Here is a 12,339-nt window from a genome sequence, read left to right as displayed (position 1 = left end):
TCGTTCCCCTCTAGGCAAGTCCCCATTTTTTGCGAGCGTCTTCCATATTGATGCGTTGATGATCGGCTTTCGCCGTATGCCCCTTCGGCTTGTCGCCGATCCAGCGATCGTCTACCGGCTCGGAATCGAGCTGATACCGGGTGTCGCAGCTAATGCGGAACCGGTTCGTCGTATTTTCGGTGGAGGAGTGCATCAGGAACATCCCGAAAAATATCGCGTCTCCCGCCTCGAAATGGGTGGTCGCCCATTTACCGCCGAACTTTTGCACCAGCTCGAGCGGATCTCTCGAAAACCAGCCTTCGATGGAATCGCGATCCACATCCATTTGGCCGTACGTCTGGCGGATTTTCTCAAAATGCTGGGAACCAAGTAAAATCGCAAGCGTTCCCATCTCGATCGGGGTATCGCCGAATGGTGTCCATAAGGTGTACAAGTTTGGCGTCCCGCGACCCATATAAACGATGTCGTAATGAGCTCCGGTAAACCCGCCGGTCGAAACCGCTCTCAGCCATTTATAATCAAGCGTCCGCGGCTCGCCGTCCAGGAATTGCTCGAAAAACTTCATCACGTCCGGCGAATTGACGACATCGAGATAAGCCGGCAAATCGGTGTTCGTCCCTCCGAACATGACGCCTCGCTGTCCTTCGCCAATGAGCGCTTCTGTCAAATCCGTGTTCGGCTGCAATTTTCCCATGCGCTCCAGCTTCTGGAGAATTTGCTCTCTCGCCTTCAGCACCTTGTCTCGATCGTGAAAGCCTCGAATGAGAACGTAGCCGTCTTCTTGCATCCGGGCTCTAAGCGCGTCCATATCGTGTCGAATGTCGCCCGAGTCGCGCAGCTCTGTCAAATACGGGCCTCCCATTTCGAATTCCACATCGCAAATTTTGACGTTCATTCGTTCCACCCCATCCTTCTACCTATGATGTTCCGGTAATGTTCCCCATTATAAACACCGCATCGAGTCTTGTATTTATCCTAAGCGCCGAAACATTTAATGAAAACGTCATCGACTTTCGAAGAAAAAAATAAGCCCTGACCTCGCGGTCAGAGCGGCAGTTGATCGCCTTGCTGCTGTTTTCTCCATTCGTTCGGCGACGTGCCCTCCATTTTCTGAAACCAAGAGCTGAAGGCATGGATGCTGAGAAAGCCGATTTGCTCGGAAATCAACTGGATCGACTTGGTCGAGGAGCGCAACAGAAACTTGGCTTCGGTGAGGCGGGCTTGCTGCAAATATTGTTTCGGCGACACCCCGTAGGTTTCGTGAAACAAACGGCGGAACGAAGATTCCGAGAGCCCGGACAACCGGGCAAGCTCCTGAATAGGCAATGCTTGCTTCATATTCGTGCGGATGTATTCGGCGGCATTCATGACGGAGAGCGGCTTCGTCTTTGCGTCGGATTGCTGCAGCAGCGTGAGCAGGAACAAGCGGATCCACGTGTTCACGACTTTCTCCCGTTCGCGCAGCGGCTGAGAAACCGCCCGAAGCCAGTTGCGGAACATCGATTCGTACATATCCAGATCCATCGCCGACAGATGCAAGATGCGGGGTTTGTCTTCCGGTACTATCGTATGGAACAGCTCGGTCATCTCTTTGTTGAAATGGCCCGCGTGCAGCACGGCGAAACGAATCGCCCCTTTTGTCCAAAACCGATGCAGGATGCTCGATGGAATCAACACGACGTCCCCTGGTTCAAGCACATGCGCCTCTTCGTCCGCCCCCCAGGCAAACCCGCCCCCACCGTCCAGGACGGTGGAAATTTCGATGCTCACGTGCGAGTGATACGGCATGTCCCATTGACCTTGATGGCCCCGAATGGCGGTGCTCACTTGGACATGATCGATGTATTTCCACATGACGCTAAAGTCCCCCCGGAACATACATGTTGACTGACTATCCTATTATCATACATCATTTCCACTTGAACCGCGCAATGTTTTGCTCAAAACGCTCACAATCGCTTTTTCCCCTTTGACAGCGTTCTCATAGCGGTGATACATTGCAGGTGCAGGCGCCTGACAACTGAATAGGAGTGATGCGTTCATGAGTTCAAGCTTCGGTCGTTTTTCCAAGAAGGTGCTTAGTATCGCACTCGGCATCGGTGTATTGAGCGGCTCGCTGCTCGCAGGCACGGCTTCCGCATCCGGCAACATCTGGTACGACAAGTATGTCGCGCTCGAAAGCACCATTGGCAACAACTTGTACAACAGTTACGATTCCGGCGTGCTCGGCTGGGGAGAGAGCTATATACTTCAAAGCTACGTCAACATGTACAAAACTACGAAAGACACGGGCTGGTTGGATAAATTCACGACGCACATGGACACTATGCTCACTCACGTAAACGACGATGACGGAGACGGTTACGACACGTGGGATTCCCCAGGCTACTCCCCCATCGATGTCGAGAACGAAAGCTTCGAGACGCCGAACGCTTCGGACAGCACGCTTCCTAACAAATGGGTGCGTTGGCAGTCCAACAGCAGCACCGCCTACCGAGACAACGGCACGAATAGCAAAGTAACGGGTAACTGGGGGTTAATGCTGAAGACAAACGGCACCACGTGGCAAAAAATGTATCAGAAGCTGACTAACTATGAGACAAGCGCCAGGTACACGCTTCGGTTCCAAGGACGAATCAACGCCTCGGCCGTCGTCGGACGAGTCTATGTGCGCGACGAGACAGCAGGGGTCAATCTGGCCGATGTGACCTTCAACAATACTACATTTCAATACTACGAAGTCAACTTCATGATGCCGTCCGCAAGCAATCACGATATTCGCGTCTGGCTGGCCCATCAGGATTACGCCGTATCCGGAGGCATCGCCTACTTTGATGATGTGAAGGTCAGCGGGCGATATCCTTATATTATCCAGGACGCCATGGTCGGCGTGGCGATGGCCGATTTTATCCAGCTTATTAATCAGACGCCTTCCTTGCAGACCGCCTACTTAACCAAATCCAATACTTATCAGTCGTTCATCGAGAACGAAATGGTGCCAAAATGGACCAACAGCGCCTTCCTCGGCAACAGCTGGAACAATATCTCGGCGACGGAAGGCTCGTACACGCAGCCCCCGAACAAGGCTACGCTGGACAACAACTTTCCTGGCCGCAATTTGGCCTACAACATGTCCCTCGGCTTCGCCGATATGCTCTATACGATGTATACCGTGAACGGCAATTCCACCTATCTCGACAAAGCCAAGAAGATCAACCAATATTTCAAGTATGACTTGAGCGTCAGCGGAACGGCCTACGATTGGACCTACGGAGAGTTCTACACCGCACGGGAAGATATCAGCCATGCCCTGGTCGATCTAGGCGCCGTCATCAATATGTACCGCAACGGGCAAATCTACAATGGCACCGATATGAATCGTTTTACGTCCACCCTCGTGAACAAAATGTGGAACGGCTCGCTAGCGACACCGACGGTCACGTATTACGTGAACGGCACCGGCAACACAAACTCATCCAGATCGCTAAGCAACTGGGTGGAGCTGTCGCAGTTCAACTCCACCGTATGGAAAATCGCCGCCGAGCAATACCGCAGCTGGACGCCGGACATAGCCGCCCGACTGCTGACGCTGTCGCAGATCATTGCCTGGGATCCCGAGAAAATTGTCAATCAGGGAATGGAGTTCAAAAATGTGAGCGATGCGACGCTGCCGGCACGCTGGACGCGTTTCCAGGCGACTTCCGCGAACGTCTACCTGGACAGCACGAATAAATACTCGGGCGACAACGCGATTACGATCAAAGCGGACGGTTCCACATGGACGAAGCTGTACCAAGTGTGGGAAGAATGGCAGCCGTCCACCTCTTACACCATTTCGTTTATGGGCAAAACCGACGGTTCCGGCGCCAACGGTCGCGTAGCGGTTTACAACCAGACAACCGGCGCATCGATCCAGGGGCTTACCTTCACAAATTCAACATGGCAGCCCTACAGCTTCACGTTTACGACACCGGCGACCGGGACAAACGAAATCCGCATCTACATCGGCAATAACGACTATACGTTTACGAACGGCAAAGCGCATGTCGACGATATCGTCATCAAACGGACCGGCGACAGCTTCTAGTGCAGGAATAAGGATATAACCAAACAAGGCAATCACCTCGCAACATTTAGGGATTGCCTTGTTGTATTATATTGTATTATAATGTTTCATATAAGTTTAAAGATTGATTCGTTTGCTGTGAATAGGAGATCGTCCCCCATGGAAATGCTGTTCCCGCTTCTCATCGTCTTCGGCTCGGTGCTCATCCAAGCTTGTACCGGCTTCGGCTTCGGCATTATCGCCATTCCCCTGCTCATGCTTACTTTCGATGCGCATACCGCCATCTTCTTGTCAGGCGCCCTGTCGCTGGCTTCTTGCTTGATTGCTTTGCCTTCCGTCTGGCGGCATGCAGAGCGCCGCCTGATGCTGCGGGTGTTCGGAGGCAGCCTGATCGGCTTGCCGCTTGGAGCGCTGCTGTACTTCGCGATCCCTGTCCTCTGGTTGAAGCTGCTCGTCAGCATCAGCATTCTTGTCGCTACGGCGCTGCTGGCTCGCAAGACGGTGTTCCGGCTGGGCGAAGGGCGCAGAGTCGGAGTGATCTCCGGCACGTTGTCCACCTCAGTCGGCATGCCCGGCCCTCCGCTCGTGATGTTATTGACCTCGAAGGGGGTGAATAAAGATACGTTCCGCGGCACTTCCGTTCTCTACAATGCGATGCTGTACCCGATCAGTCTTCTGCTCCAATGGATGTCCGACCGGGTCATCATCCACAGCCTGGCTCATTTCTACTGGTATATCCCGGCTATTCTGCTGGGGCAATGGATCGGATCGGCCATTCAAAAGCAAATTACTCCGGTCTTGTTCCGCGGCGTTACCCTTCTGCTACTCCTGGTAACGGGAGTGAATGCGCTCATTCCAAGCTTGGTGACGCTCTATCAATTGGCGAGATGATCGTGGAGCTGTCGGAAAATAGCGGCCAACTCCTCCAGCGACATGCGGACAAGCCCGCTCGTGGAAGGGGTCACGAAATCCTCGACTCCGGGAACGACCGATGCCGGCTGGAGACCCCAACCGGCAGATCGATCCCCTCCGAACTGCTCATATACGCCCTTCCCCACATAACACGCTGCAAGCGGCCGGATCCGCTCCAGCTTGCTTCTCAGCTCTATTCTCCCTTGCGCATACTCTTCAGCCGTAATCTCCGCCGCCGTTCTCGTCGGTCGCGAGACGATGTTCGTGAACCCGTAACCGAGCTTCAACAGCTCGCCGTCCTCCGTCGGCTTGTACAACCTCGGCGTCAATCCCGAGAGCTGCAGCACCCGCCAGAATCGATTCGTCGGGTTCGCATAATGATGGCCCGTCTCCCCCGAGCGGATGCTCGGATTATAGCCGATGAATAAGATGTTCAATCCTTTCTCCAGATGATCCGGTATCGCGTCCATCGTTCGTCCTCCTCTTGTTCATTTCCACAAGTGCAAACGCTTGGTCCATTCACCTCTCTTTGGGCTCCCGCATAGGATATCGTACCTTATGTAAACCCTTTCCGGGAGATGAGACGGTTATGGAAACCACATTGGTTTCGCTGCATTGGATTTACTTGGCGTTCGTCGTCCTTATTATCGGCTTTATGGTACGCCGCAGGGACACGACGCTCGTATGCGTCGCCGGCATATTGCTGCTGGGGCTCGTCGCCACCCACTCGCTCAGCGCATCGATCAGCGGCGTGTTCTCGAGCTTCATCTACGCGATCAAGGAGTTGATCGGGACGATTCTCGTCATCTCGATCATCGTATCGCTGAGCAAAGTGATGATTCGGACCGGCATTAATGAAGTTATGATTTCCCCCGTCACCCGCCTCATTCGGACGCCGAATATGGCATTCTGGATTATCGGCCTCGTCATGATGGTCATTTCGTGGTTTTTCTGGCCGTCGCCGGCCGTCGCCCTGATTGGAGCCGTGCTGCTTCCCGTCGCGGTGAGGGTAGGACTTCCTGAGCTGGCCGTCGCGATGGCGATGAACTTGTTCGGCCACGGCATCGCGCTCTCCGGCGACTTCGTCATCCAAGGCGCGCCGAAGCTGACTGCGGATGCCGCAGGCATCCCGGTCGACGACGTGTTGACGGCAAGCATCCCGCTTGTCATCGTGATGGGGTTGGTTACAACCGTTGTCGCCTTCTGGATCATGCGCCGCGACATTCGGCTCGGCAAGCTGACCCCGCACACCGGCCGTACGACGGTAGCTTCCGGGCTTGAGGACAGCGCCGGCAGCGAAGCGGAGCGCAACGCCTTGTCCGCCGGGATGAAGACGCTGATGGCCGTCGTCATCCCGCTGCTATTCGCCGCCGACATCGTCGCGATGTTCCGGCTGGACTTGACCGGCGGCGACGCAACCGCGCTGATCGGCGGCACTGCGCTATTCATCATGCTGCTGCTCTCGATACTGACGCATAAGGGAGCCGGACTGGAACGCACGACGACGTACCTCATCGAAGGGTTCCAATTCGGCTTTCGCGTCTTCGGGCCGGTCATCCCGATCGCCGCTTTTTTTTACTTGGGGGACTCCGCCTTCCTCGACATCTTCGGCAAGCTGCTGCCGGAAGGCTCGCACGGCATCGTGAACGATCTCGGCCTGGCGCTTGCGAACAACGTGCCGGTCAACCAATCGGTCAGCGCCGTTACGCTCACGACCGTCGGCGCCATCACCGGACTCGACGGCTCGGGCTTCTCGGGCATCTCGCTCGCCGGCTCGATCGCGAATTTGTTCGCTTCCGCCATCGGCTCCGGCATCGCCACGCTGACCGCCCTCGGCCAGATCGCAGCGATCTGGGTCGGCGGCGGGACGCTCATCCCATGGGCGCTCATCCCGGCGGCCGCCATCTGCGGCGTCGATCCGTTCGAGCTCGCCCGCCGCAACTTGAAGCCGGTCGTCATCGGCCTTGTAGTAACGACGATCGTCGCGATGTTCTTGATCTGATCGCGGATGTGAATGCAAAGGGACCCCCATCGGCTCGACGGCCGGTCGGGGTCCTCTTCTTATAGCCGTTCGTGGCGCTCTATGATGTGCTCAAGCAACCGTCTGCAGCTGCCGTCCAGCAGCCGGTATACTTCCTCGAAGTTGCCGGTGAAGTACGGATCCGGCACATCCTTCCGCTTCTCATTAGGGAGGAAGTCCAGTATAAGCACGACTTTCTCTTTCTCCGCTTCGTTTTCACGCGCCAGCTTCTGAAGATCGTCCCGATTCGTCGAATCCATCGCGACTATATAATGAAAGTCCGCGAAATCGCTGCGTTTCACTTGCCGCGCCAGCATTCCCTCGTGGTCGATGCCCCGCTTGCGCAGCAGCTCGCGCGTGCCTCGATGCGGCGGCTCCCCGACATGCCAATCGCCGGTGCCGGCCGAATCGACCTCGATCCGATCGATATGCCCGGCTTCCTGCACCATCCGCCGGAAGACGGCTTCCGCCATAGGCGAGCGGCAGATGTTGCCCAGACAGACGAATAACACTCGAATCATAAGTGAATCCTCCCTTGCGCTTACAAAATCAGCAAGCTGCCCGCCTGCAGCTCGATGTCCGCCGGCGTCGTGCCCGCCCATTCGCCATCGCCGTGAATGGCAAGCGGCCGCTCCGAACGGATGCGGACATGGGAAGCGTTCCAGATCCGGATCGCCGGATGGCGTGTATGCGTACCCGCGAACACTTGCGGGAAAAACTTCAGAAACTCCAGTCGGGATATCCCGTCCACGACGCATAATTGAAATTGGCCGTCGTCAAACCTGGCATCCGGGCATATTTTCATGCCGCCCCCATAGTAGGGCATATTCGCAATAGCGATCAGCCATGCGCCTTGCAGCTGATGCGGCTCGCCGTCGAGCTCCAGCGTCACCGGCCCCGGCTTGTAGCTTGTGAGCAGGCGGAGGACGGAGATCACATAGGACAAGCTGCCTAGCTTTATCTTATTCAGCCAGCGCTTGTACGCGGCAGCGTTGGTCATGCGGGCCACTTCCCCGTCGAAGCCGACGCCTGCAGAGATGACGAAGCATTTGCCGTTCACGAACCCGGCGTCGATTCGCTGGATGCGATGTTCCAAGATGCGGCTCAAAGCCCCAGCTGCATCCGCCGGAATGCCGACGCTGCGCGCGAAATCGTTGCCCGAGCCGGAAGGCACGCATCCGAGCGGCACCGAGCCGCCTATAAGCCCGCTGGCGACCTCGTTGAGCGTGCCGTCGCCGCCTAGCGCTACAACCGCCTCCATCCCAGGCTGGGCAGCCAGCTCCTCGGCAAGCTGCTTTGCGTGGCCGCCATGCATAGTGAAACGCACCTCATAGGCAACCTCTCTCGCCTGCAGCAGCTTCTCCAGCTCACGCCATTTCACCGCACCTTTTCCGTTTCCCGATGTCCGGTTTACCACAAACCCTATCATCTCTCGAATAGCCCCCCGCTTGCCCCAAAAAAATACGATGCTTCCGTCTATGCTTCTCAGCATAACAGAACCATCGCAGGTTTCAAGCAGGAATCAGTCGCTGCAAGTTTTGAGCGAGGACGCTACCGATTCTTCGTCCAGCTTGATGTTGTCGGACACCGTATCGCGAACGACCGAAACGACCATTTGCAGTAAATAATTGATGTCTTCTTGCGCTTGTTTGAACTGCTCTACAACCGGGAAACCATCCAATTGATCCTGGAGGGCTTCGATTTCGCCGTTGATCTTGTCGACCATCTTCTGATTTTGGAACGATTCGAAGGCGACCGCTTCCTTCTGACGTTTCTTGATCAGCTTGATCAGATCCTGTACTTCCTTATTGTCCTTGATCATCTGCTCGGCCTTGCGGTAGAAAATGACTTCTTCGGATGTGGAGATCAGGTTTGCCAGTTGTTTGGTCCGATCCATAATATCCTCGCGGACGATCAGGTCGCGGACGTTGAACTTCTCGATTGTGCAATGACCGTCCTCATCATGTGCGTGACCGTGGTGGCCATGATCGTGATTGTGCGTATGGTCGTGCGCTTCCTGTGCTGACATATATGTCACTCCTTCAAGTTTATCGTTGCATTATACGGCGGGATTCGCCCGCTCCGGCTCTTGGACGAGCTCGCCCTTCAACACCCATGTTTGCGGCTCCGTCACGCGTACGTGTACGAAATCGCCGCTCAGGGAAGCATGCCCTTTGAAATGAATCAGCTTGTTGGTCCGGGTACGGCCAGACAGCATTTCCGCGTTGTTCTTGCTGACGCCCTCCACGAGCACCTCGACGACCTGCCCGCGAAGCTCCTCGTTGCGCTCCCGCCCGATTTCATTCAGCAGCTCGTTCAGCCGCGCCAATCGGACCTTCTTCACTTCCATCGACACATTGTCCTCCATCTCGGCGGCAGGCGTACCCGCGCGCGGAGAGTAAATGAACGTATAAGCCGAATCGTAGCGAACTTCTCTCACAAGAGACAGCGTGTCCTCGAACTGCTCGTCCGTCTCACCCGGGAACCCAACGATTATATCGCTGGTCAATACGACATCAGGAATCGCCTGCTTGATTTTGCCGACAAGCTCCAGGTAATGCTCCCGCGAATACTTGCGGCTCATCTTCTTCAGCACTTCGCTGCTGCCCGATTGAACCGGCAAGTGAATATGCTCGACCAAATTGCCGCGCTTCGCCAGCACTTCAACGAGTTGATCGTCAAAATCTCTAGGGTGGGAAGTCGTAAATCGGATCCGAGGCACATCGATTTTGCGAATATCGTCCATTAAATCGCCGAACGAGTAGGTCAAGTCGGTGAAATCCTTGCCGTACGCATTCACATTTTGCCCGAGCAGCGTAATCTCCTTGAACCCTTGGCGCGCCAAATCGCGAATCTCGGCCAGCACGTCCTGCGGACGGCGGCTTCGCTCCTTGCCCCGCGTGTAAGGAACGATGCAGTATGTGCAAAACTTGTCGCAGCCGTACATAATGTTGACCCAGGCGCGCAAGCCTTCGCGTTTCTTAGGCAAATTCTCGATAATGTCGCCTTCCTTGGACCACACCTCGACGACCATCTCTTTGCCGAAGTAGGCATCCTTTAATAACTGAGGAAGACGGTGAATGTTGTGCGTGCCGAAGATCAAGTCGACAAACGAATGCTTCTGCATGATTCGGCTCACAACGGACTCTTCCTGCGACATGCAGCCGCAGACGCCAAGAATAAGCGACGGCTTCTCCAGCTTCAGATGCTTCAGGTGGCCGAGCTCGCCGAACACTTTGTCCTCCGCGTTTTCCCGGATCGCGCAAGTGTTGAGCAGGATGACGTCCGCCTCGTCGCGATCCTCGGTGGAGGTGTAGCCCATCGCTTCGAACATGCCGCGCATCACTTCGGTATCGTGCTCGTTCATCTGGCAGCCGTACGTGGTGATATGATAGTGCTTGCCTTGCCCCAGATGCTTCATCTCTTCCGGGATGCCGTTATCGTAGAGGACCTGTACGTCTTCCTTGCCTCTGCGTTTCTCTTCTCTATAGGAAGGCTGGGAAACGATATGAATTTCTCGGCCGTTAACCCGAATATGCTTGCCGTGCTCGTCTTCATGCAACACTTTCGCATTCGAGAAATCAAAGTACTTGGAGTAGTCTTTGTTCCCCGGCGTAGATTTAGACATAGTTACACCCGCTTTCTAGCGAAAGTATATCATTTTTCGATAGAAAATTAAACGGCCTCGAGCGATGCTGCTTGCTCCAAAGCCATCCCAGTTCGTTCGAATTCACAACTTAGCCTTCTTTTTACAGCAGCTCGGCGCGGTCCCCGGTTCGGACTCCAGCCGCATTCGCCTCATCGGTATCGATATGCAGGTCCAGGGCGAACTGATCGGAGACCCGGGCGATCACGTCCTCGAACACGAGCGGCCGCTCGCCGTTCAGCCGAACTCTCAGCCGCGCTTTATCCTGAATGCCCCAAGCCTCCGCTTCCTTCGTATGAAAATGAATATGTCGCGCCGCCACGATCACGCCTTGCTTCAGCTCGACTTTGCCTCGCGGGCCGATCACCGTCATACCCGGTGTGCCTTCGATGCTCCCGGATTCTCGAACAGGCGGCTGGACCCCCAACGTATATGTATCCGTTCGCGAGACTTCGATCTGCGACGCCTTACGCACCGGTCCCAGCACCCTGACATGGTCGATCCGGCCTTTCGGACCTTGGATCGATACCGTTTCCTCCGCGGCGTATTGCCCGGGCTGCGACAGCGGCTTGAGCGGCTTAAGCTCATAGCCTTCTCCGAACAAGGCTGCCAAGTCCGCTGCATTCAGGTGGAGATGACGCCCCGATACTCCTACGGGGATCCAACGCTCCTGAGTAAGCTGTTTCGAATCGCTCATTGGTTTCCGCCTCTTTTCTTTCTACATCCATTCTGTTACCAGTATGCCCGCATCGTTCCGGCGGAAACGCTCTGTCCGCGAGAAAAAGGCATGCGAGTCGGGCTCACATGCCTTCATTGTAATGCGATTACTTGAATTCCGCTACCAGCTTGCTGAAGTCCGCTTCGCTAAGCTGCAGGTTTTGCTTGGAGAGCGACTCCGGCCTGAAGCCGACGACTTGCTCTTCGTAGCTTTGCTTTTCTTTGTTCTGATAGATGATCCCGGTCAGCATACCGTTCGTCTCCATCAGCTTCGTCATCGCCTGGATGCGGTTCGATGGGTCGTACCCCTCGATTTCGTCCAGATCGACGATGTTCTCCTTGAACCACTCGTACGTGTTGAACTTGTTGAAGGTCACGCACGGGCTGAAGATGTTGATCATCGAGAAGCCTTTGTGCTTCATGCCTGCTTCGAAGATCGCGGTCATTTGCTTCAGGTTGCTCGAGAACGACTGAGCGACGAAGGTCGCGCCGGCGGCAAGCGCCATCTCCAGCGGAGCCAATTCGGTCTCGATCGAGCCTTGCGGCGTATATTTGGAGTTGATGAAGCCCTTCGCGCTGCGCGGCGAGTTCTGGCCCTTCGTCAATCCGTAAATTTGATTGTCCATGACGATGTAAGTCATGTCGATGTTGCGGCGGATCGCATGCACCGTGTGGCCCATGCCGATCGCGAAGCCATCACCGTCGCCGCCGGAAGCGATAACGGTCAGCTCGCGGTTCGCCATCTTCACGCCCTGGGCGATCGGAAGGGAACGGCCGTGAATGCCGTGGAAGCCGTAGCAATTGATGTAGCCGGAGATCCGGCCGGAGCAGCCGATCCCGGAGACGACGGCTAGCGTCTCAGGCTCCAGGCCGATGTTGGCTGCCGCTCTCTGGATAGCCGCTTGTACGGCGAAGTCGCCGCAGCCCGGACACCAGTTCGGTTTCACATTATTTCTGAAATCTTTTAATGTAGCCATC

The 12,339-nt window shown here is 55.6% G+C and carries 12 protein-coding genes; 3 read left to right on the top strand and 9 right to left on the bottom strand.

Going from position 1 to position 12,339, the window contains the following annotated elements:
* Positions 1-10: 10 nt before the first annotated feature.
* Complete coding sequence (locus PKO02S_RS14280) at positions 11-895, bottom strand: phytanoyl-CoA dioxygenase family protein (protein ID WP_127583894.1); 885 nt, start codon at positions 893-895, stop codon at positions 11-13.
* 149 nt (positions 896-1,044) lie between these two features.
* A complete protein-coding gene (locus PKO02S_RS14275) occupies positions 1,045-1,854 on the bottom strand; it encodes a helix-turn-helix domain-containing protein (RefSeq protein WP_164821461.1) in 810 nt (269 codons plus the stop codon).
* Between the two features lie 187 nt (positions 1,855-2,041).
* Between PKO02S_RS14275 and PKO02S_RS14270 the strand changes: the two genes are divergently transcribed.
* Positions 2,042-4,087 carry a hypothetical protein gene (locus PKO02S_RS14270; RefSeq protein WP_127583890.1) on the top strand — a complete coding sequence of 682 codons (2,046 nt, stop codon included), beginning with the start codon at positions 2,042-2,044 and terminating at the stop codon, positions 4,085-4,087.
* Between the two features lie 138 nt (positions 4,088-4,225).
* Positions 4,226-4,957 (top strand): sulfite exporter TauE/SafE family protein, encoded by a 732-nt coding sequence (locus tag PKO02S_RS14265; RefSeq protein WP_164821460.1) that lies wholly within the window; start codon positions 4,226-4,228, stop codon positions 4,955-4,957.
* On the opposite strand, the gene PKO02S_RS14260 is transcribed toward PKO02S_RS14265, so the two are convergent.
* Positions 4,942-5,448 carry a mismatch-specific DNA-glycosylase gene (locus PKO02S_RS14260; RefSeq protein ID WP_127583886.1) on the bottom strand — a complete coding sequence of 169 codons (507 nt, stop codon included), beginning with the start codon at positions 5,446-5,448 and terminating at the stop codon, positions 4,942-4,944. The genes PKO02S_RS14265 and PKO02S_RS14260 overlap by 16 nt on opposite strands.
* Positions 5,449-5,567: 119 nt before the next feature.
* Between PKO02S_RS14260 and PKO02S_RS14255 the strand changes: the two genes are divergently transcribed.
* Positions 5,568-6,980 carry a hypothetical protein gene (locus PKO02S_RS14255; RefSeq protein ID WP_127583884.1) on the top strand — a complete coding sequence of 471 codons (1,413 nt, stop codon included), beginning with the start codon at positions 5,568-5,570 and terminating at the stop codon, positions 6,978-6,980.
* A 59-nt stretch (positions 6,981-7,039) separates the two neighbouring features.
* Here the strand turns inward: PKO02S_RS14255 and PKO02S_RS14250 are convergent, their stop codons facing one another.
* The 6 genes from PKO02S_RS14250 to PKO02S_RS14225 form a co-directional block, all read right to left on the bottom strand.
* The gene (locus tag PKO02S_RS14250) at positions 7,040-7,519 is read right to left on the bottom strand and encodes a low molecular weight protein-tyrosine-phosphatase (protein WP_127583882.1); all 480 of its coding nucleotides are present in this window, start codon (positions 7,517-7,519) and stop codon (positions 7,040-7,042) included.
* Between the two features lie 20 nt (positions 7,520-7,539).
* Positions 7,540-8,427 carry a diacylglycerol/lipid kinase family protein gene (locus tag PKO02S_RS14245; protein ID WP_164821459.1) on the bottom strand — a complete coding sequence of 296 codons (888 nt, stop codon included), beginning with the start codon at positions 8,425-8,427 and terminating at the stop codon, positions 7,540-7,542.
* Between the two features lie 93 nt (positions 8,428-8,520).
* The gene (locus tag PKO02S_RS14240; RefSeq protein WP_127583878.1) at positions 8,521-9,027 is read right to left on the bottom strand and encodes a YlbF/YmcA family competence regulator; all 507 of its coding nucleotides are present in this window, start codon (positions 9,025-9,027) and stop codon (positions 8,521-8,523) included.
* Between the two features lie 30 nt (positions 9,028-9,057).
* Positions 9,058-10,626: a tRNA (N6-isopentenyl adenosine(37)-C2)-methylthiotransferase MiaB gene (gene miaB, locus PKO02S_RS14235; protein ID WP_127583876.1), complete on the bottom strand. Its 1,569-nt coding sequence runs from the start codon at positions 10,624-10,626 to the stop codon at positions 9,058-9,060.
* A gap of 121 nt (positions 10,627-10,747) precedes the next feature.
* The gene (gene pduL, locus PKO02S_RS14230; protein ID WP_127583874.1) at positions 10,748-11,341 is read right to left on the bottom strand and encodes a phosphate propanoyltransferase; all 594 of its coding nucleotides are present in this window, start codon (positions 11,339-11,341) and stop codon (positions 10,748-10,750) included.
* 127 nt (positions 11,342-11,468) lie between these two features.
* Entirely contained in the window at positions 11,469-12,338 is an 870-nt protein-coding gene (locus tag PKO02S_RS14225; RefSeq protein WP_127583872.1) for a 2-oxoacid:ferredoxin oxidoreductase subunit beta, read from the bottom strand.
* Position 12,339 lies beyond the last annotated feature (1 nt).

The sequence above is a fragment of the Paenibacillus koleovorans NBRC 103111 genome (genome assembly GCF_004000845.1).
GTDB classification, from domain to species: domain Bacteria; phylum Bacillota; class Bacilli; order Paenibacillales; family NBRC-103111; genus Paenibacillus_AA; species Paenibacillus_AA koleovorans.
Note: the sequence above shows the minus strand (reverse complement) of the source record. Positions and strands in the feature narration are given on the sequence as shown.

Coding starts and splice junctions, on each gene's coding strand:
- PKO02S_RS14225 (WP_127583872.1), bottom strand. CDS start 12,338: ATGGCTACATTAAAAGATTTCAGAAATAATGTGAAACCGAACTGGTGT.
- PKO02S_RS14245 (WP_164821459.1), bottom strand. CDS start 8,427: ATGATAGGGTTTGTGGTAAACCGGACATCGGGAAACGGAAAAGGTGCG.
- miaB (WP_127583876.1), bottom strand. CDS start 10,626: ATGTCTAAATCTACGCCGGGGAACAAAGACTACTCCAAGTACTTTGAT.
- PKO02S_RS14260 (WP_127583886.1), bottom strand. CDS start 5,448: ATGGACGCGATACCGGATCATCTGGAGAAAGGATTGAACATCTTATTC.
- PKO02S_RS14270 (WP_127583890.1), top strand. CDS start 2,042: ATGAGTTCAAGCTTCGGTCGTTTTTCCAAGAAGGTGCTTAGTATCGCA.
- PKO02S_RS14240 (WP_127583878.1), bottom strand. CDS start 9,027: ATGTCAGCACAGGAAGCGCACGACCATACGCACAATCACGATCATGGC.
- PKO02S_RS14255 (WP_127583884.1), top strand. CDS start 5,568: ATGGAAACCACATTGGTTTCGCTGCATTGGATTTACTTGGCGTTCGTC.
- PKO02S_RS14265 (WP_164821460.1), top strand. CDS start 4,226: ATGGAAATGCTGTTCCCGCTTCTCATCGTCTTCGGCTCGGTGCTCATC.
- PKO02S_RS14275 (WP_164821461.1), bottom strand. CDS start 1,854: ATGTGGAAATACATCGATCATGTCCAAGTGAGCACCGCCATTCGGGGC.
- PKO02S_RS14250 (WP_127583882.1), bottom strand. CDS start 7,519: ATGATTCGAGTGTTATTCGTCTGTCTGGGCAACATCTGCCGCTCGCCT.
- PKO02S_RS14280 (WP_127583894.1), bottom strand. CDS start 895: ATGAACGTCAAAATTTGCGATGTGGAATTCGAAATGGGAGGCCCGTAT.
- pduL (WP_127583874.1), bottom strand. CDS start 11,341: ATGAGCGATTCGAAACAGCTTACTCAGGAGCGTTGGATCCCCGTAGGA.